Origin of the sequence: Lederbergia citrisecunda, from assembly GCF_018343695.1 — a bacterium.
Lineage (GTDB): Bacteria > Bacillota > Bacilli > Bacillales > Bacillaceae_C > Lederbergia > Lederbergia citrisecunda.
In genome coordinates this window covers 2,727,467-2,749,731 of record NZ_JAGYPJ010000001.1, presented here as the reverse complement: position 1 = coordinate 2,749,731, position 22,265 = coordinate 2,727,467, and the positions used below count along the sequence as shown (strand labels likewise).

At 30.2% G+C, this 22,265-nt stretch carries 12 protein-coding genes; all 12 read left to right on the top strand.

Going from position 1 to position 22,265, the window contains the following annotated elements; genetic code table 11:
• Positions 1–345 precede the first annotated feature (345 nt).
• On the top strand, positions 346–2,190 hold the full coding sequence (locus KHA93_RS13470) for a CDP-glycerol glycerophosphotransferase family protein (RefSeq protein WP_233711159.1): 1,845 nt from the start codon (positions 346–348) through the stop codon (positions 2,188–2,190).
• 346 nt (positions 2,191–2,536) lie between these two features.
• Positions 2,537–6,133, top strand: coding sequence for a CDP-glycerol glycerophosphotransferase family protein (locus KHA93_RS13465; RefSeq protein WP_213111199.1), 3,597 nt, complete (start codon positions 2,537–2,539; stop codon positions 6,131–6,133).
• A gap of 719 nt (positions 6,134–6,852) precedes the next feature.
• Complete coding sequence (locus KHA93_RS13460; RefSeq protein WP_213111198.1) at positions 6,853–8,055, top strand: glycosyltransferase family 4 protein; 1,203 nt, start codon at positions 6,853–6,855, stop codon at positions 8,053–8,055.
• A 44-nt stretch (positions 8,056–8,099) separates the two neighbouring features.
• Complete coding sequence (locus tag KHA93_RS13455; RefSeq protein ID WP_213111197.1) at positions 8,100–9,389, top strand: glycosyltransferase; 1,290 nt, start codon at positions 8,100–8,102, stop codon at positions 9,387–9,389.
• A gap of 18 nt (positions 9,390–9,407) precedes the next feature.
• Positions 9,408–10,688, top strand: a complete 1,281-nt coding sequence (locus KHA93_RS13450) for a nucleotide sugar dehydrogenase (protein WP_213111196.1) — start codon at positions 9,408–9,410, stop codon at positions 10,686–10,688.
• A gap of 91 nt (positions 10,689–10,779) precedes the next feature.
• Positions 10,780–11,742, top strand: coding sequence for a class I SAM-dependent methyltransferase (locus tag KHA93_RS13445; RefSeq protein WP_213111195.1), 963 nt, complete (start codon positions 10,780–10,782; stop codon positions 11,740–11,742).
• A 1-nt stretch (position 11,743) separates the two neighbouring features.
• Complete coding sequence (locus KHA93_RS23730) at positions 11,744–14,434, top strand: glycosyltransferase (protein ID WP_213111194.1); 2,691 nt, start codon at positions 11,744–11,746, stop codon at positions 14,432–14,434.
• Positions 14,435–14,479: 45 nt separating this feature from the next.
• Complete coding sequence (locus KHA93_RS13435; protein ID WP_213111193.1) at positions 14,480–15,721, top strand: class I SAM-dependent methyltransferase; 1,242 nt, start codon at positions 14,480–14,482, stop codon at positions 15,719–15,721.
• Positions 15,722–15,726: 5 nt separating this feature from the next.
• On the top strand, positions 15,727–17,862 hold the full coding sequence (locus KHA93_RS13430; protein WP_213111192.1) for a glycosyltransferase: 2,136 nt from the start codon (positions 15,727–15,729) through the stop codon (positions 17,860–17,862).
• A 259-nt stretch (positions 17,863–18,121) separates the two neighbouring features.
• Entirely contained in the window at positions 18,122–19,825 is a 1,704-nt protein-coding gene (locus KHA93_RS13425; RefSeq protein WP_213111191.1) for a heparinase II/III family protein, read from the top strand.
• 308 nt (positions 19,826–20,133) lie between these two features.
• Complete coding sequence (gene wecB, locus KHA93_RS13420; protein WP_349772294.1) at positions 20,134–21,279, top strand: non-hydrolyzing UDP-N-acetylglucosamine 2-epimerase; 1,146 nt, start codon at positions 20,134–20,136, stop codon at positions 21,277–21,279.
• A gap of 175 nt (positions 21,280–21,454) precedes the next feature.
• Positions 21,455–22,258: an ABC transporter permease gene (locus KHA93_RS13415; protein WP_213111190.1), complete on the top strand. Its 804-nt coding sequence runs from the start codon at positions 21,455–21,457 to the stop codon at positions 22,256–22,258.
• Positions 22,259–22,265 lie beyond the last annotated feature (7 nt).

Here is a 22,265-nt window from a genome sequence, read left to right as displayed (position 1 = left end):
TATATTAAATAAAATTATAGTAATATAGTTCCGTATTATACTTATTTTACAAATAACTAAAAAAGCTTGCAGTACAATTTTATTCCTTTAAATTAGACAAATTTCGAGTGCTTTGATTTTTCTGTCGAACGTTTGTCAATTTTCGCACTTTTCTAGGTGATATAATAATTTTATTCAATATCTCAATCTTCGGAAAATGAGAGGGGGGAACTCGTCTCTAGAATTGGTTTCGAGGGCTACGTGAATAATATTATTGCAATTTTCTGAGCGTTTATATTGCTTGCAGGAAACCAATTCTTATACATGTAATAGAAGAGGTAGATTCTATTGAAGGGGAGCAATAAAATGGAAGAAACAAAGGAACAAAATCATTCCCATGATAATAAATTAAATTATTTTCCATCATTTAATCAATTACCTAAGGACGAGCAGAAAAAGTATTTTGAAGACATTGATTATAAAATAACTTCATTAGGTTGGAACGGGTCAATACTAAACATTAATGGATACTGTTATATAAAGGGAATTTCTTTAAACAATTACTCAAATATAAGAAAAAACTTCCTATTAGTTAATGAAGATGGAGAAAATATAAAGTTTGTACTTGAAGATATTCAAGTATCTGAAATAGAAAAAAATAAAAAAATAGATCCAATGTATCAATGGGCAGGTTTTACTGGGGTGATTAATTTTTCAAAATCGCAGGGAAATAAGCCCCTGCTACCTGGTAGATATCAAACTTATATTGAAATAGAATACCTAAAAAATAGCCAGACGTTAATCACTAGAAGAACTCCACTAGGAGATATTCGCAAATTTTTAAAAAATAATTTCCATAGTGCTCAAATGGAGTTTTTCTCTGCAAAAAACCAAATTGTTGACAATTTAATGGTAACTTACGATGTTAAATCCAAAAGTATGTTGCTGGAATCAATTAAAATTAGGGATATTAATCCCAGTCTAATTTATGGCGATATAAAAAACAAAACGAGAAAACCTGGATTAATATACCGAATCTTTAGATCGATTGTATTTCAACTTTTATATTACTTATTCCACGTATTTCCCGTCAATCCTAGGAGGATTTTATTTGCTTCCGACAGTCGTGTAGAAATCGGAGGAAATCTAAAATTTGTGTATGAAGAAATGGTTAATAGGAAGATTGATTATGACTATAAATTTATGTTTAAAGAAAATAGCTTTGTCAAAAAAACTGTAATTGAGATAGTAAAATTAGCATATTATTGTGCAACGTCAAAAAGTATTCTAATAGAAGAGAACTATCCTATGATTTCCCCGTTAAAAATTAGGAAAAAGGCTGATTTAATTCAACTTTGGCACGGGGCTGGTGCATTTAAAAAGTTTGGTTATTCTCGTTTGGGACAACCTGGGGGGCCAAAAGTAAATTCTAAAGACCATCGAAATTACACAAAAGCAGTTGTTAGTACAAAAAATGTTGCCACACACTATGCTGAGAGTTTTGATATTGAAAAGGATCGAATTTATCCATTAGGGATTCCGCGAACAGATATCTTCTTTGATGAAGAGTATAAAGAACAAAAAAGACAAGAATTATATGAGAAATATCCATTTTTAAAAGATAGAAAAGTGATTTTATTTGCACCTACTTTTAGAGGAAGAGGGAGAAAAGAAGCACATTATCCAATCGAATACCTAGATTTTGAGAAACTGTATAACAATTTAAAAGATGAATATGTATTTTTATTTAAATTACATTTCATCATTTTAAATAAGGTAACCATCCCTTATCAGTATTCCGATTTCTTTTATGATTTCACGGATTATAGAGAAGTTAATGATTTATTATTAATTGCGGATATACTGATAACAGATTATTCATCAATTTGTTTTGAATTCTCTTTATTGGATAAACCGATGCTATTCTTTGCCTATGATGTTGAAGAATATATTAGTAAAAGAGGTTTTTATTATGAGTATCAATCATTTATACCTGGAAATCTTGTTAAGACTACAAATGAATTGGTAGAGAAAATAGTAAATAAAGACTTCGCCGAAGAAAAAATAAAGCCGTTTAGAGATTATTTCTTTGATGACTTAGATGGTAAAGCGAGTCAACGTGTAGTCGATTTAATCTTGTTGGGAAGAGAAATATCTATTCCGGTATTAGATAATGTTAATTCGATTAAAGGAATTAGTAGAGATTATTGATCTCTTATTCAATAGAGTTTGCAAAAATCCTGGAAATAATAAATTAATTATTGTTTCAATTCCAATTAGATGCATTGAGGGAGAAATCTAGGCAGTAATCGGTTTGTAAAGAATCACATAAAAATAATAGAATTAAACACAATATGATTTAGTGCTGCTAATCCATCTACCCTTGTATATGTAGATGGCATAAAAGCGGTGAAAAGTATTATTGATCATATACTTAGATATAGCCCTAATAAGGGGCTTTTTCTTTTGAATGTACATCATAATAGGTTCCTAATAATTTCAGTTTTTTGGGGAATACTGACTCTTGAAAATGATGGAATTAAAGGGGCAACATAATATGAAAACGGAAGTACTATTAAAGAGAATGGGAATAATATTGAATCCTGTAATTAACTATTTATTTAAAGAACAACATAGAAGAATCTATCAATATGCAAGGTATTATGAAACCGTATCCGTAAAGAAAAATACAATCCTTTATGAAAGTAGGGAAGGCAACAGCATAACTGACAATCCATTTGCAATGTTTAAATATATGCTTGATAATCCAAAGTTTAAAAATTACAGACACATTTGGTCCGTTAAAGACTTTGAATCACTTAAGAATGTCATCTCGAAATACAAAGACTACCCAAATGTAAAATTTGTTCTGCGTAATTCTAAAGCATATACAAAATTTTTGGCAACTAGTCATTATCTCATTAATAATTCTACCTTCCCGTTTTATTTTATTCCCAAAAAAGAACAAATATATATCAACACTTGGCACGGGACTCCTTTAAAGAAAATGGGCTATGATATTCCAGGAAATCCTATCCAAACACACAATGTAGTAAGGAATTTCCTCAGCTCGGATATTATTTTAAGTCCTAATTCACATACGACAAACATCTTTGCAAAAAGTTATAAATTAGAGGGAATTTACCAGGGAACTATTCTTGAAGAAGGATATCCCCGAAATGATTTAACCTTAAATACAAATCGTGAAACCTTTATCGATAATCTAAAAAGTTTTGGGGTGAAAGTCGAAGCTGGAAAGAAAAATATATTGTATGCACCGACATGGAAAGGAGCAAGTACTACAAAAATAGATAATAATTTACTTCAAATCATTGCAGATATCAATGAATTAGAAGAAAAAATAGGAAATAAATATAACATTTTCATTAAAGTTCATCCATTTCTTTATAATAATGCAGTTCATCATCCTGAACTAAATGATCGACTTATACCGGATTTTGTCGATACAAATGAGCTGTTAGCTACTATAGATTTGCTTATTACGGATTATTCCAGCATTTTCTTTGATTTTCTTATAACGAATAAGCCCATTCTTTTTTATACATGGGATATGGATGAATATAGTGAGGATAGAGGATTATACTTGGAAAAAGATGAGCTTCCCGGTCCCCTTCTTGTCAATACAAACGAACTTTCCGATGCCATTATGGATATAGAAAATGTGCAGAATCAATATCGGGAAAAATATAAAAATATGAAAGGAAAATTCTCCAAACATGATGATGGGAAAGTGACGGAAAGGGTAGTAAGCTATATTTTTAATAATACCGAAGAACAGATGAATGTTACCCAAGGAATGGGTAACTCCAAGAAAAAAATATTATTTTTTCCTGGAGGAATGAAGAATAACGGGATCACAAATTCTTTTATCAATTTAATGAATAATATAGACTATCGAAAATATGATGTCACTTGTTTTCTTCCATATGAGCAAGATAAAGAGATGATAACAAACATTGATAAAATTAACAAAAATGTTAGGGTTTTATATAAAACTCGATTGCCTGTTTATCAATTTATTGAGGAATATATGGATAAATATATTCACTTTCGAGGAGAAAATGGTTACTTGGGAAAGAGATTTTACCCAGAAAGAGCATTTATTCGTGAGCATAAATGTTTTTTTGGAAGAGCACAATTCGATTATTGTATTGATTTCAGTGGGTATAGTCTTTATTGGGCAAAATATTTACTCGCTGCAGATTCAAAAAGAAAAATATGTTTCATGCATAGCGATATGCTATCGGAATATAAAAAAATAAAAGATGGAAGGCGTCTTCATTTACTTAATCTGAGAGGACTTTTTTCAATATACAATAGATTTGATAAGTTGGTTAGTGTTTCAGAAGGTACTATGAATATTAATCGAGCAAACTTATCTAAATACGTTGTTTCTGATAAATTTGATTATGTTTTAAATTCAATAAACCCGAGCCGAGTTCTCCAAATAAATGAAACCACTTATAAAGACGATACTGTTAAAGTAAATATTCAAGATTTTAAAGCAAGAGCATTATTAAAAAACACCGAGGAAATATGGGGTGTACTTCCTTTTCGAAAAGATGCAAAACAATTATCGTTAGAAAAGTCATTAATGGATACTGAAATATATATATTTCGAAAAGCAACGGACGGAATTAGTTTGTATTATAAATTTAGCCTAAATTATCAAGTAATCGGTTGGATTCGTGGAGAAGCAATTGATTTTCTTCCTGATAAAGTTTTTGAAGAATGTGATATTGATAAAATCGGAAAGATTATTAATACAAAGGGAAGGCAAATATGGGCAAAACCATATAAGGTAGAAGGGTGCAGAAAGATTTCAGGCAGTGTGGATTATAAAGACATAGTGCTTATTATTGATAAAGAAGTTCAAACTCACCATGGTATTTATAATCGCATTTCTTTAAAAGGAACAATGCTTGGTTGGATTAATCAGAATGCACTTTTTATTTATGAAAGCCTTACAATAAATGAAAACCATAATAAACTTGAAAAATCTAATATTCATATGAAAAGAGCCGTATTGATTACAAACAATTATCTTATGAAAAAGAATGTGCTTAAAAACATTCACTTTAGAGCGCTGGATGAAGTTAAAGTAATTGAGCCAATTTACGCAAAAATTATGAATCCAAGTGATCATGTTATTTGGACTCATGCTTGTTCACATTGGAATGCAAAGGAAATTGGTCCTGCATATTGGATTAAAAATGAAACTGTATCGATTAGAGCAGTAATTAAAACAATAAAGGGGAAGTTTTACTTATTTTATAAGGATAATCAAAAAATAGGGTGGCTTGATTCAACAGCATTTAAAATTCTCACAGAACCTACCTTGATTAAAGAAGTTGAGGTTTCCAAAATAGCACTGCTTCAATTAAACGGAAAATATTCAATATGGACGTTACCTTATGGTTTAAAAAAGGCAGTAAAAATAAAAGATGAAAGTCAATTTGAAGGTAGTACTGTACAAATCGACCGAGAAGCAATTACCCAGAACGGAAGCTATTCACATTTATTAAAAGATAATATTTCTATCGGTTGGGTAAATAACAAGGCGTTGAAAATAAAAAAAGTTTATGGAATTGAAATAGATGGAATGTATATCCCTGAGCCTGAAAAGAAAAATATTAACTTTGTTACGATGGGAAGGCTATCACCAGAAAAAGGGCAAGATAACTTAATAAAGGCATTTGGAAAATTTCATAAAAAGCACCCAAATAGTAAGCTTTTTATTTTAGGCGAGGGCACATTAAAAAGACAGCTTAATTCATTAATCAGGGATTTAAATTTAAATGAATCAGTACATCTTTTGGGACAAGTAGAAGATCCATTTCCATTTTTGAAGAAATGCGACTGTTTTGTACTATCATCTCATTACGAAGGTCAACCGATGGTATTACTTGAAGCAATGACACTCGGGATGAAAATAATCGCGACAGATATTGTCGCAAATCGAACTGTGTTAGAAAATGGAAAATATGGATTTCTTGTGGAAAATAGTATTGAAGGGTTAGAAAAAGGATTATTGCAAGTAGTAAATAAAGAAAAAACTTTTAATAGTGAAAGGTTTAATTATAAATATTATAATGAAATGGCAATGGAGTCTTTTTATCGACCATTAAATTAGAAGGGTGTAAAAATGAACTGCCTAATTGTTAGGCACAACAAACAATTGGGCAGTTCATTTTTACGTCCTTTTTTGTTTTTGCATTACCATTAGTTGATATTAAATTTTTAATAGTAAAATGGTGTTGCCATAAAGTATATTAGTCACTTTTTTTGTAAAAGCTTTTGTGAAAAGTATTTAATCCAGCTTTGAATAGATGCTATAAAATCTCTAATTCACTAAAAACAGTTATTATTTCTTTTGGTAGTTGAATGTTTTGGCTATTATGCTCTATCCTACAGGGGACATTGCATTATTGGTAGTGTTTTCTAGACAATATTACTAAACCAGATGTTTTTTATATTATTAGAATTTCTGTCAAGGACCATAATCAAGACTAGCGAGGAAAAATGAGCATAATACATATACTATTATTTTGGTGAGGATTTTGAGTGCGAATTATTATTAACTTCAACACAAACAACCAGGATAATAGTCCTTTTTGGCGAATTACTAATTTTACTATTATTGTAATTAAAAATTAATATTTTTTAAGATTGTGTAAAAGTTTGAGAAAAATACTGGTTTTTCCTTACAAATCGACATATAATTAGTGTTGTTGTTTATTTAGATTTACTAAATAGTTGAAAAAATCAGTTGTTTATTAATGATAAATGAGTATCCTAATAAGGATATAGGTATTTATTCACATGACAAATTCGAATTTAGGAGCGTAATAAGTGAATAAGAGGATCTTGATTATTTCTCAACATTTTTATCCTGAGATTGGTAGTGCTGGAAATAGAATAAAAAACATTTATCAATTATTAACACATAAAGGATACGATGTCTCAGTTATGACTACAGATCCTTCCTACCCTAACAAAAAGATTTATGAGGATAATATGTTTTGGGATGATATAACCATAGAGAATGATTCTCCTAAAATTACGAGAATACATGTAAGTAATCGAAAATATTCTAGAAGCCTTATTAACCGACTATTTTTCTTCATAGAGGTTGCTATAAAACTAATATTTAAGATTGTAAAAGACAAACATAAATATGATTTTATATATGTTACATCCCCGCCTATCTTTATAGGTATAGTTGGATTAATAGCTAAAAAGAAAATGAATACTAAACTGATTTTAGAGATTCGAGACCTTTGGCCTGAATCTTTACGGGGAGTAGGAGTATTTAATAATAGAATGATTTTGAAGTTTTTTGGCTGGGTTGAGAAAGTTATGTATAAAAATGCCGATTATATCATAGTCAATAGCAGTGGATTTATTGATTTTATTAGCGAAAAAGCCCATCTCCCTCCTGGGAAAATACATTATATTCCTAATTCAGCTAGGGAATACGAGATTAAATCTACTTCAGTTTCGAATGAAGAATATAGAGTTATTTATACGGGGAATATTGGTCTAGCGCAAGATGTGGAATTTTTAAAAGACCTTGCTAGAAAATTAGATCAAAATAATTTTAACTTAACTGTGATTGGTTACGGCATTAAAAGAAAAGAGCTAAAAGAATTTATTCAAACAGAAAAATTGGAAAATGTAACTCTTAAGTCTCCCTTGACAAGAAAAGATTGTTTAGAAGTTATTCGTCAACACCATGTGGGAATAGTAAGCTTAAATGATAAACAAGTATTTGATACTGTTTTACCAGGAAAAGTAATTGATTATATGACATGTAAAATACCAATTGTTGCGTCCGTATCAGGTTATTCAAAAACATTAATAGAAGAAAACCATGTTGGCTTTGTTTCTGAAAATAGAGAAGTAGATGAGATCTATAAATATATTAAATATATATTTGAAAATCCTAAAGAAAGAATAACGATGTCTCGAAATTGTGAAAGTTGTATTAGAGATAATTTTCTTTGGGAAAAAAATATCAATTCTTTGGAAGCAATTCTTAATGAAACTGATTAACATGATTTGGCCTTTTTCTATATATTAAAAAGGATTGAAGATTAATGAGTAAAAAAGTTTGTATGTTTGTGTGGAATCATTTTACCAATGATGCAAGAGTTCTGAGAGAATGTACCGCATTGTCAGAAAGAGGTTATTCTGTTGATCTCATTTGCATACATGATCCAGCTGACAAAAATCTCCCAAAATATGAAAAGCGAAATGAAAACTTTAATGTTTACCGCGTAAGGAGATATCCAATCTTACTCGAATATATGCAGGGATTTCTTCGCTTTCTGAAAAAGAAAAAAATAAACTTGCTGTTATTTTTTATTTTGTGGGCAGCCGCTGTATATGTTCTGCCAATATTTACAGTTATTCTTACAGTGTTTTTAGGCTTATTATATAAATTGAAGTTAATTCCTTGGTGGATAAAGGCGAATATCTATTTAAGAATGGTAGTAAAAGGTTATTCGAAAACTTATGATATTTATCATTCGAATGATTTAAACACCCTATTACAAGGCTATGTTTGCTCGAAATGGAGATTCAGTGGAAAGAAGTTAGTTTATGATTCACATGAAGTTCAGACTAGTCGTACTGGATACAATAGTAAGATGTATGGGAAAATAGAAGGTTTTCTATTGAAAAAGATTGACTCTATGATTGTTGAAAACAATACAAGAGCAAAGTATAACGAAGATTTATATGGCTTTTATCCTAATGTTGTGCACAATTACCCATTTAAAAAAAATGGAGATTTCAATAAAATAATATCGATACATCAAATGTTGAACGTGCCGGATGATACTAAAATATTGCTTTACCAAGGAGGCATTCAAATTGGTAGAGGTTTAGAGAAATTAATTCAAGCCGCGCCACTGTTTAAAGAGGGTGTTCTAGTTTTTATTGGAGATGGGAAGCAAAAGCCAGAACTTATGAAATTAGTAAGTGATTTGAATTTATCTGAAAAAGTGAAATTTATCCCGAAAGTTCCTTTGGAGGATCTACCGAGTTACACCAAAAACGCATATCTCGGCTTCCAAGTTTTAAATAATATATGCTTCAACCACTGGTCTGCATCTTCAAACAAGCTTTTTGAATACATGATGAGTGGAGTTCCTGTAGTTGCTTGTAGTTTTCCAGAGATTAAAAAAGTTGTCGAAGGAGAACAAATTGGTATTTGTGTAGATTCACATGATTATAAGGATATAGCTCGAGGTGTTAATAAACTAATTGACGATAAGGCATTAAGAGATGAATTTAGTAGGAATTGTGCCGAAGCAAAGGACAAGTACAATTGGGAAGAGGAAAAAGTGCATTTTATTAACGTATATCATAAATTAATCATGTGACTTTTAGGAGGAATTTAAATGAAACTTTGTACAGTTGGTTTAGGATATATTGGATTACCAACATCAATTATGTTTGCAAAACACGATGTTGATGTTATAGGAGTAGATGTTCGTCCGGAAGTAATACAATCATTAAATTCAGGGAAGATTCATATAGAAGAACCTGGTCTTCAAGAAGCGTTGGAAGAAGTAGTTGCAAAAGGAAAATTTAGAGCTTCTTTATCTCCTGAAAAAGCAGATGCTTTTATTATTGCTGTTCCATCACCAAATAACGATGATCTTTATAAATCTTGCGATCTATCTTTTGTCCTTAGTGCAGTTAATAGCGTAATTCCTCTACTTGAAAAGGGAAATGTATTAATCGTGGAATCTACAATTGCACCAAGAAGTATGGATGATTATGTAAAACCTGCAATTGAAGCTGCTGGTTTTGTAGTAGGTGAAGATATTTATTTAGTACATTGTCCAGAACGTGTCCTTCCTGGACAAATTATGTACGAATTAGTGCATAATAACCGTATAGTAGGTGGAATTACTCCAGCATGTACTGAAGCGGGTGCTAAGGTTTATGCTACTTTTGTTCAAGGTGAACTTATAAAAACCAATGCTAAAACTGCTGAAATGTCTAAATTAATGGAAAACACTTTCCGTGATGTGAATATAGCATTAGCAAACGAATTGACAAAAGTATGTAATGAATTAGAGATTAATACTCTTGATGTAATAGAAATGGCAAACAAGCATCCAAGGGTAAATCTACATTATCCAGGTCCTGGAGTAGGCGGACACTGCTTAGCAGTAGATCCTTATTTTATTGTTGCTAAAGCACCTGAATCTGCAAAAATTATCAATTTAGCTCGTACTGTAAATACGTCTATGCCTTCATATATTGTAGAAAACGTAAATACCCTTATGGAAGATGTTCAGGGGAAAGTTGTAACATTATTTGGTTTAACGTATAAAGGAAATGTTGATGATATCAGGGAAAGTCCTGCTATGGAAATTTATGATATGCTTCTATCGCAAGGTAAATACACGATTAGAACCTTTGATCCTCATGTGGAAGGCGATATTGTAATAAAAGACATTGAAGAAGCAGTTTTCGAATCAGACCTAATAGTTGTATTAACGGACCACAGTGAATTTAAAGAATTGAATTTTAATAAGCTTTCTGGCATGTCAACCAAGCGTATTTTTGATACGAAAAATATTGTTCAAAATCGTTCAGACGAATATGAATATATTAATTTAGGAAATCTCTATAAATTTACCAAAAAAGAGATGATTCTTAATAACTAGGATATTAAATAAAGGAGTGTTGTTAGAAAGAATCTTCCTTCTGGCAACACTTCTTTGTAGTTTGTGAAAATAAAAATAGGAGTCGGATATAGTGAATAAACCTTTAGATAGAATTGCAGAAGCATACTATGGAGAACTAGGTGAGGCCGAATGTGATGAAACAAGGAAAAAAGTTCATTGGATTTGTAAAAACTCTAAGGGTGATGACATTTTAGATGTTGGATGTTCTCAAGGTATTGCCTCTATTTTATTAGGTAGAGAAGGGAAAAGTGTGGTAGGGATAGATATTTCCGAAGAAGCCATTGAATTTGCTAAAGATTTACTTAAAGATGAAGACGAATTTACTAATCAATTTATTGATTTTAAAGTTGGGAATTTCATGGCATATAACTTTGGGGATATGTCGTTTGATTCAATTATTTTGAGAGATGGATTAGGGTATGCAACTGATCCAAAAAGAATTGTAAAAAAAGCATATAATCTATTGAATAATGAGGGGCAAATAATTATTACAGTTCCGTTTGGTGCAACTAATTCAATCGATCAAAAAAAACTTTTTTATTTAACGGAAATATGTGACCTTCAAATGGATGGCCTCATTATAGATGAATTAACGTACTTCGGAAATTGGATAGGAATCGTTTATAAGAAAAAAGAAAATTCAAATGAAGTACAAACAAGTAGAGATATGATATTATCTCTGGAAAATTCAATCACAATGCTACAAAAGCAATACTTAATTGATAGTAAAGAAAAAAATCGCATTATAGATAAGTTGGAAAAAGAAATAGAAGAATTGAATCAAGGTTACTCAAAAGATTATAACGAAAATATTGAACAATTGCATATGGATGAGAGAGAGAGTTCCATTAATGGTTTAGAAAAAAATATTTATTTACAAGAACAATTAGTTTCTGCACTTTCTAATGAAGAAAAGTTACTTGTTTCTTATAAACAATTACTACGTAAATATAATGCTATTAGTAAGTCTACTTTAGGGAAGCTAACTTTATTCTATTGGGAAAAGCGAAGAAGAATTTTCAGGAGGAAATAAAGTGGATATAAATTCAATTGATAATAGATTATCCATAATTGATGATATAAAAAAGAGATTAAATGAAGCAATTAAACAAGATAAAAAATTACTTTTAGATAAATATAATGTTGTTTATCAACCTAATGAAAATATAATAGGGCCAATCAAAGATAATACTAATAAAATTGAATATATTAGATACAGAGATCAAGTGTCCGATCAAGGTTTTTTTGAAAGTGTAAAACCGTTGTTAGACCAAATTCCAGAAAGTAATGGTAGTCGTTACTACGAGAGAATTAATGTAAACATCGGCATTATTTGTGATGAGTTTTTATTTAATTCTTTCGATGGAGTGGCTAATTTTATATATATTGAAAGAGATAAATATAAAAATATATCAGAAAAGCTAGATGTGCTTTTAGTAGTTACCACTTGGAAAGGTTTGGATTTAAAGTGGAAAGGTTTAGGTAATCCCAACATAAGAAGACATAGAGAAGACTTAGAAGCTATTATTGAGTACTTTAAAAAGCAAAATACGAAGATTGTTTTTTACTCAAAAGAAGATCCGGTTAATTACGATGTATTTCTAGGTATTGCTAAGAAATGTGATTATATTTTTACAACTGCTGAGGAAAAAATAGCAGATTATAAAAATGATTGTAATAATGAACATGTTCATTTACTTAGTTTTGGTATAAACCCGATGTATCACAATCCTATTGGAATGAGGAAGTTTCCTAAGAGAAATGAAGCATTGTTTGCAGGATCTTGGTATGATAAATATCCTGACCGGCAAAAAGAAACGAGAATACTATTTGACGGAGTATTGAATGCAGAAAAAGGTTTGAAAATTATTGATAGAAATTATGAGTTCAAACTAGAACAGTATTTTTTCCCAAAAGAATATTTACCTTATGTTTCTCCTGCGATTGATCACCATAATCTTCAGAAGCTTTATAAGCTTTTTAATTGGACGATCAATTTAAATAGTGTGAAATATAGTAATACTATGTTTGCTAATAGAGTATATGAAGTGCAAGCATTAGGCAATATTATACTTTCAAACTATAGTATTGGTGTAAATAATCAGTTTCCAAATGTTTACATGATTAATGACGATAAAGAAATTAAATCCATTTTTGATAGTTTGTCTGAAGAAGAAGTTTATAAGCAACAAGTTTTAGGAATCAGGAGAGTAATGTCCAAAGAAACGAGTTTTCAACGAATAGAAGAAATGCTAGAAAAAATAGGCTTTAACTATAGTAAAAGAAATAGAAGCGTAGCTGTTATTGTTAAAGAAGTAAATAACTATGTAAGTACTACTTTCGACAAACAAATGTATCCCTATAAAAGTCTTTTTACAGAAAAAGAAGTTAACGATACGTTGCTAAAAGAGTATGATTTCGTAGCATTCTTTGATGCTAATAAAGAATACGGTGAGTTTTATTTAGAAGATATGATAAACGGCTTCAAATATACAAACTCCGATTATATTACAAAAAATGCGTTCTATGATAAAGGACAATTAATAGAAGGCATCGAACATAACTATGTAGATATTATTAAAGATAAATATAGGACCGTTTTTTGGAAAGATTCGTTTGAATTATCTACTCTACTAGAAATGGAAGGTCCTATTCAAAAAGATAATGGATACAGTATAGATAGATTTGAGTTTAATAATAATGTCCAAATTATTGAAAGTAGGCAAAGGGATTATAAATTATCTGTTATTGTTCCAACTTATAATAATGGTGATCATTTAGTAAACAAGTGCTTTAATAGTTTGAAAAGAAGTAGTTTATTTGAGGAAATGGAAATCATCATTCTAGATGATGGCTCTACGGATAATTATACTCCTAAATTAATCAAAAGATTGGAAAGTGATTATCAGAATGTAAAGACTTACTTCTATAATGATGGAGGAAGCGGAAGTGCATCTCGTCCGAGAAATAAAGGGATAGAATTCGCCACAGCAGAGTTCGTCACATATCTTGATCCAGATAATGAGGCCGTAAACGATGGATATTATCATTTGTATGACGATATAAATAAAAATGGTTACGATATGGTAGTAGGAAACATGGTACGTTTGGATGATAAGGAACTGTTATTTGACTATTACAAAACGGCCATTCACTATAACGGGGGGAGTGTAATATCTGGTAACATAAACAAATATTTAATTAACAGCCAATTTAAAGCGATGAGCATTCAGGCTCTCATTGTACGCAAAGATGTAATTGTAAACAACTCTCTTAAAATGGTTGAAGGAGCAGCCGGACAGGACACTCTCTTTTTCCAAGAGTTATTGCTAAATTCAAAACGTACAAAGGTTATTGATTTACCAATTCACATATACTATGCAGCTGTTTCCGGATCTACAGTAAATACAATTACAAAGAAATTCTTTGAAAAATATTATCGATTAGAAACTGTAAGGATTGAGTTTCTGAAAGAGCATAACCTACTCGCAGACTTTATGGAACAGAGATTTAATTATTACTTTAAAAATTGGTATTTGTCCAAATTACAACATGTAAATGAAGAGGAAGCACTAGATTCAATCATCCTTCTTGAGAAGATTTTTGGACTCTACGAAGCCTATTTGGTAGATGGAGATGAAACTATAATGAGTTTCAAAGAACTAATAGACGAACAAAATTATGCACAAATACAAATGGAATTTATTAATTCAATAAATGAATAAAACTAAATATTTATAAAAATAAAAGGGATAAAAAGGGGTAAACTTATGTTAACAAAACCATTAGATAGAATAAACGAAGCCTATAATGGTGATATGGGTTCTGCGTTTAGTGAAAAAACTAGAGAAAGAGTTAACTGGATAGTGAACCATACAAAAGGGAACGTAATCCTTGATATAGGATGCTCACAAGGGATTATTCCAATCATACTTGGTCGCGAAGGTAAAATGATAGATGCCATTGATATAGCCGAGGAATCAATACAATATGCGAAAAATGCTTTAATAAATGAACATATTTCAGTGCAAAATAATGTTGCTTTTAGAGTTTCTAACTTTATGACAGAAACTGACCTTAAAGATGAATATGAGACAGTTCTTTTGACAGAGGTATTGGAGCATATATCAGACCCAGAACAATTTTTAAAAAAAATACACAAGTATTTATCCACGGATGGTCAATTAATTGTTACAGTACCATTTGGTATTAATGATTATTTTGATCATAAAAGAACGTATTATTTTCTTGATTTATATGACCAATTATCCGTGTTCTTTCACGTGGAAAATGTACATTACTTAGGAAAATGGACAGGAGTAGTGTGTAAAAAAAGAAAGGAATATACCACAGAAAAGATAACATCATTTAATAGAATAGAACTAGAAAAGTTAGAGTTAGGTTTCTATAAAATAGAAAGAGAACTAATAGAAAGAATCAACAATCAAAACAATATTATTAGAGATAAGAATGTATATATTAATAATTTAGAAAAAAATCAGAAGCAGTTAAAAGCGGAAATTGAAGAGCGGATTAAAGAAAATTTACAAAGTAAAACAATCATAGAGTCACTTGAAAAAGATCAAGTACAAAACGATGATAGAAATATAAGCAAGATCAATTTTATGGAAAAATTGGATGAAATTCAGAATAAGTTAAAAGAAGAATTAGATTATAAAAATATCCAATTACAAAATAAAGAAAGTATAATTACTACACTTCAGAGAGAATTAAATGATTTAAGGGTAAATTTAGTTAAGAGTTTTGACTCTGAAAGAGAAGCAATTAAATTAGCCTTTGCTAAAGAGGATGAAACAAAAAAATATAAAGAAACGAATCGAAAAAGTAAAGAACGAATAGAAATTCAGCATAAAAAAGAAATAGCTGAATTAACGAATAAATACTCGGTTTTGCAAAAAAAATACGTTTCTTTAAAAAAATCAAAATTGGGATCATTAACAACGAAATATTGGGAGTTACGGAATAAACTACGTAAAAAGGCAAGAGGTTAATTTTTATGATTAAGCAAAAATTACTACAGAGACTACAAGATATTGAGAAATTAAAAATAAACTATACACAGAACAATATTAGAGGAGTAAGCGTAATAATTCCATTATATAAAGGTGAGCAATATATTAATAATTGCTTATTATCATTATATAATCAAACCTTAGAAAAAGATTTATTCGAGATAATAATTATTATTAACGGAGAAAGGGATTCATCGGAATCTATTATTAAAAAATATATATTTGATAAAAAAATGGATAATATATTTATATATTACTCTGATATCCAAGGTGCTTCTGCTGCTAGAAATGTAGGGATAGAAAAGGCTACGAGACAATATTCGTTATTCTTAGATATTGATGATTATTTATCGAGTAACTATCTAAGTGAGGTATATGAAAATGCATCACAAGATACCATTGTTGTATCTCAGATTGTTGACGTTAATTCTTTTGGGGAAATAGAAGTACAAAATCCAATTAATAATCAAATTATCCAAATTGAAAAAAGTGGAAAAAAAGCCAATTTAACAACATTGAGTATGGTCTCAACCATCAGTGCATGTAAACTAGTTCCAACTGATTATTTAAAAAAACTACGCTTTGACACTGATTTGAAAAGTGGAGAAGATGTGGTGTTTTTCTCAGAATTATATTTAAAATCAAATTTTCATTTTAAGGTTTTACCTATATGCCGTCAAGTTATATATTATAGGCTACTTACAGAGAGGTCTGTTTCTCGGCAAGAGATATCTTTTGACTTCTATGTTATACAGAGATTAAATGTTATTCAAAAATTAGATGGTATGCTCCGTAGAACAAAGAAGCAAGATAAGGTGATGTTAATAAAACAAAAGATTAAAGCTCAGTTTGGTTTTTTAAATCGATATTTAGAAGTTAATAGAGATAAAAGAGACAATGTATTTAATGAGATTAAGAAATATGATTTGTCCTATATACCATATTCCATTATTAATCGTAATTTGGCAGAGAAGTTAGTTATATCCTATTGTTTTCCACCGTATTTAGATACTAGTGGTAATGTCATGGCAAAAAGAATTAGAACAATGAATGATTGTGTTGATGTGATTTATAACAAAATGGATAGAGTTCGATCACGTGATAATAGGCTGAACATATTATTTGAGGATTTAGTTGATAAAAGAATAGAAATAGCTAGTTATTCAAGCTTTTCAAACTGGAAAGCAATTGAAGAGTTTGTAAATACAGGAATAAGTAACTTAAATAAAGATAAATATTCCGAGATCTACAGTCGAGCATTGTGGCCTGGATCACACTTCTTAGCATATCAATTTAAAATGAATAATCCTAAAGTGAAATGGATTGCGGAGTTTTCAGATCCATTATTATTGGATATCCATGGTGAAAGAAGACAAGCAAAGATCGATAATATTAATTTTATAAATGATGCAAATAAAAATATTTCAGATCTAGGTTTATCAACAATGGAAGACGATAATCTTTTTTTATGGTGTGAATATCTTCCATATGTATTTGCAGACGAACTTATTTTTACTAATAAGAACCAACTAGAATATATGCTTGGGTACTTTCCGATAGAGGATATTAAAAAGCATATCATCTCAAAAGCAAAAATTTCTCCACAACCAACTATGCCAAAAGAATATTATTCTTTTGTGAAGAGTGCATATAATATTGACAAAAGTAAGGTGAACTTTGCTTATTTTGGTTCTTTTTACGATACTAGGAAGCTAGACGATTTATTTAAAGGGTTGGAAAAGGTTAAGGTTGATATAAAACAAAATATTATTTTGCATATTTTTACAAGTGATATAAAATCGCTTAATGAAATGCTAGGGGAATATGATATTAAAGATAATATAATTATTCAACCATACGTGCATTATTTAGAGTTTCTAAATTTAACTACTAAATTTGATTGTTTAATAGTGAATGATGCAAGTACGATTAATAAAAAATCAATTAATCCTTATCTACCTTCAAAATTGAGTGATTATTTAGGTAGTGGTACCAAAATTTGGGGCGTATATGAAGAAAATAGTATACTTAGCAAATATGAATTAGCATATAAATCTCTTTTAGGAGATGCAGGAGAAGCAGCAAAGGTTTATGAAAGGGTAGTACTAGAAAAAGAGTAATTCTTTGATGGAAGCTGTTTTACTTATTTGTAAATAATGTCACAAACGCCTTGACTATAAATATCGGGTATGGACAAAAAACACCAAGTGGAAAAAGTAAACATTATAAAATTTATTTGATATATTTTTATTTTGTTTGATTCAATGAAAAGTATCCATAACCTTCTGAAACCTGAACGAATTGTAATATCGTAATTAAGAAATGGTTAAATTTATTTACTTATTTTTTTAAAATAATAATTAAATGAAGGTGAATGTTATGATTTTTAAGCGTTCTAAAGCGAATAAAAATACATTGGATAACGCAGAAAAAATATTAAGAAATGAGCTTTTTGTTCATTCTGCTTGGCCTACTGTAAAAATAGGTAAAGTTACTTGGAAAGAAGACCCATATAATGATATAACTTGGTGTTTTTATTTACATAGTCTAGATATTGTCGGGTATTTAATGCTTGCTTATGAAATAAATCCAAATAAAGAGTATTTAGAAAAGGCAAAATACTTCATCGGGAGTTGGGTGAAAACAAATCCGACTAAAAAAGATCAAGTAAGTCCCTTTGCATGGAAAGACCATAGTGTAGCAAATCGGGTTGTAAACATCATCCACTTCTGGCAGCACTATAAAGATTCCGATATTTATGATGAATCATTTGCCAACCTTATAATACGAACTTTAATAAAACATGGCGACTATCTTGAAGATGATCGCCATCACACTTTTATCAATAACCACGGTATTTTTCAAGATCGCTCTTTGATTGAACTAGCGGTTCTTTTTCCGGATCTTCCTAACTCTGAAAAATGGTATGAAAAAGCCATTAATCGATTTATGGTACATGTAAAAAAAGATGTATCTCCCAGCGGGGTTCATCTAGAACATAGTGGTGCATACCATATTGTAGTGATGAATCTTTTTAGAAGTATTAATGATTTTTTAAAATTCCATAATAAAGAAACAACTAAGCTATCTGATTTAATCATTAAAATGGAAGATTACCTGGCTTATCTAGTAAAACCGGATGGGAAAATTCCTATTACAGGTGATTCTGGTCCCGATGGAATAACCTATCTAAATGAAGATATCATAAGCAATCCCAAACTCCTTTATACTCGTACAAAGGGACGTTCGGGAATTCAACCTTACGATGATATTGTATATACTGATGCAGGTATAGCCATTTTCAGAAGTAATTGGAGCTTTAACGATCGACAGCTTTACTTAAAGTTTATTGCTGGTTTTCATTCTAGGACGCACAAGCATGCTGATGATCTCTCCGTATTGCTTTCTATCGGTAAAACAGACTTTCTTGTAGATTCCGGAAAATATAATTATCAAGAAAAGAATCCTTACCGTAGATATTTTAGAAGTACAATGGCTCACAATACTGTCACCGTTAATAGAAAGTCATATGAAATAGAAGATGAGCAAGTCGGAAAATCCAAAATAATTAGCTTTAGTTATAATGAAGAATACAGTCATGTGTCGGGAATACATACCCTTTATCCTGGTGTAAAAATTAAACGAACAATCCTATACTTAAAACAATCTGAAGCAGTTTTAATTTTTGATGAAATTACTAGTTTGAAACTTCGAACTTATAGCCAGATATTCAACATAGGAAAAGATGTAAATACATCTAAAATCACAAAAAAGAACATATTACTAGATAGCATACTAGACGGAAAAACTATTGAATTAATACAATTAAACCATGTAACAGAATTTAAGCAATATAAAGGTAATGATGAACCCATTTTCGGATGGCAATCATCTGTATTTAATAAGAAGTACCCAATTACTCAAATTCAATTTTCTAACAAAGGGACTGATTTGGAGTATAGAACCATTATTAACACTAATATAGATAACGGAATTAAATACTTTTCTACAAAAAAAATTAAAGGTAAAACAACTTTTACTATCACTAATAAAAATAACGAAAGACTAAAAATCACCATTTAAATATAAAAAATACTGTGAGAAATTTCTCTATTATCGACATCTTACGTGCATTTTGAAGATAATATTAGGTAATTTGATGCAATAGTAAAAGCTTTTAATGAAATATTTTAAAGCATAGATAGGACAGTTTAGAGAATCTATTATATAATCTTGTTATGGAATATACCGAATAAAAATAATGCTTTTGGATATTAATTTAATTGTTTAGAGAAATTCCCCTTGCATATTTTTTTATTATTAAAAGTTTCAAAACCGAAATTAACTCAAAGGCACAATGACAATTAAAAACGTCTAAAGGAGAACTCAGAGTGATACAAAAATTAAAAGTAATGAGTATTTTTGGTACTCGTCCGGAAGCAATTAAAATGGCACCATTGGTGCTGGAGTTAGAAAAGTACCCTGAACAAATTGAGTCCGTAGTTACTGTAACAGCTCAGCATAGGCAAATGCTAGATCAAGTATTGGAAGTATTTAATGTACATCCTGATTTTGATTTAAATATAATGAAAGATCGGCAAACCTTAACAGATGTTACGGTAAGAGCATTAGAAGGTTTGGATAAAGTTATGAAAGAAGTTAAACCTGATCTTGTACTTGTTCATGGAGATACTTCTACTACGTTTGTAGCAAGTCTTGCAGCATTCTATAATCAAATATCCGTCGGACACGTGGAAGCAGGTTTAAGAACATGGAATAAATATTCCCCATACCCTGAAGAGGTAAATAGATTGTTAACTGGGCAAATTGCCGATTTGCATTTTTCTCCAACAAAAAAATCAAAAGAAAATTTATTAAATGAGAATAAAAAGGAAGATACTATTTTTGTAACAGGTAATACAGCAATTGATGCACTATCAACAACTGTTTCAGATAGTTATCATCATAAAATATTTGATAAAATAGGAAATGATAAATTAATATTACTTACAGCACATCGAAGAGAAAATTTAGGTGATGCAATGAGAAATATGTTTAAAGCAATTAAACGTATAGTAAATGAACATCAAGATGTTCAAGTCGTGTATCCGGTTCACATGAATCCAGCTGTAAGAGAAGTAGCAGATGATATTCTTGGTAATGACTCTAGAATTCACCTCATAGAGCCATTAGGTGTAGTTGACTTTCATAATTTTGCTGCAAAGGCACACATTATTCTTACTGACTCTGGTGGAGTTCAAGAAGAAGCACCTTCTTTGGGCGTGCCGGTATTAGTCCTTCGTGATACAACAGAGAGACCTGAGGGGATTGAGGCGGGCACATTAAAGCTTGCTGGCACAGAAGAGGAGACTATTTATAGGTTGGCGAATGAATTATTGACTAATCAAGTTGAATATGAAAAAATGGCCAAGGCTTCAAATCCTTATGGAGATGGCCAAGCTTCAGCAAGGATTGTCCAAGTAATATTGCATCATTATGGCAAAATAGACCAAGGACCTCAAGAATTTGGTATATAGACATTAATATGTGGGGAGAGGAACCTCTCTCCTTTTGCTTTTTGTTGTTATTTTATACTTTCATTTAAATATAAATTTTTTTTGTGTTATTATATACTAGGTAAAATGAATAACTATAAGTAGAACGATATTAGTAAATTAGTAAAAGCACTTGGTAAAGGAAGTAGACTCTAGCATGAGATATGTAATACAAGTCATAAAAGAACAGCTTCTAAATATTCACTTGATTTTTCGATTAGCAAGTTTTGATCTGAAAAGTACTTACCAAATGCATTATTTAGGAATGATTTGGCAATTGCTAAATCCAGCAATACAAATTGCAGCTTATTGGTTCGTGTTTGGAATTGGAATTAGAGGTGGTCAACCAATAGGAGATATACCATTCTTTGTCTGGCTATTTGTTGGACTGGTACCATGGTTCTTTATTGCTCCTTCAATCACTCAAGGTTCTAATAGTATTTTTTCTAAAGTAAACTTAGTTTCAAAAATGAAATTCCCTGTTAGTGTATTACCTACCATTATTATAGTGAAAAATGCATACAATTTTTTTATGATGTCTATTATTTTAATATTTATTCTTATTATTAATAAAGTAAGCCCTGGAATTTATTTGTTACAATTACCCTATTATTTATTTTCTCTTTTTGCGTTTTTATTTTCACTAACACTATTTTGTTCAACAATATCCGTTATGATTCGAGACTTTCAGACAATGTTAGGCTCAGTCATGAGGCTTCTCTTTTTTTTAACACCTATTCTATGGGACGCTAGCAGACTTAATAATCATTTATTAACAGTCCTAAAACTAAACCCATTTTATTATTTAATTAATGGTTTCAGAAATACTCTATTATTTAACACATGGTTCTTTGAAGATATAGGATTAACTTTTTACTTTTGGAGTATAACATTATTAATATTATTTATTGGAGCTTATATCCATATTAAATTTAGAGATAAGTTTGTTGATTACTTGTAATAATGGA

Excerpts from the sequence above, each read along its gene's own strand:
- KHA93_RS13425 (WP_213111191.1), top strand. The coding sequence starts at position 18,122 with ATGATTTTTAAGCGTTCTAAAGCGAATAAAAATACATTGGATAACGCA.
- KHA93_RS13455 (WP_213111197.1), top strand. The coding sequence starts at position 8,100 with ATGAGTAAAAAAGTTTGTATGTTTGTGTGGAATCATTTTACCAATGAT.
- KHA93_RS13435 (WP_213111193.1), top strand. The coding sequence starts at position 14,480 with ATGTTAACAAAACCATTAGATAGAATAAACGAAGCCTATAATGGTGAT.
- KHA93_RS13450 (WP_213111196.1), top strand. The coding sequence starts at position 9,408 with ATGAAACTTTGTACAGTTGGTTTAGGATATATTGGATTACCAACATCA.
- KHA93_RS13470 (WP_233711159.1), top strand. The coding sequence starts at position 346 with ATGGAAGAAACAAAGGAACAAAATCATTCCCATGATAATAAATTAAAT.
- KHA93_RS13430 (WP_213111192.1), top strand. The coding sequence starts at position 15,727 with ATGATTAAGCAAAAATTACTACAGAGACTACAAGATATTGAGAAATTA.
- KHA93_RS13465 (WP_213111199.1), top strand. The coding sequence starts at position 2,537 with ATGAAAACGGAAGTACTATTAAAGAGAATGGGAATAATATTGAATCCT.
- KHA93_RS13415 (WP_213111190.1), top strand. The coding sequence starts at position 21,455 with ATGAGATATGTAATACAAGTCATAAAAGAACAGCTTCTAAATATTCAC.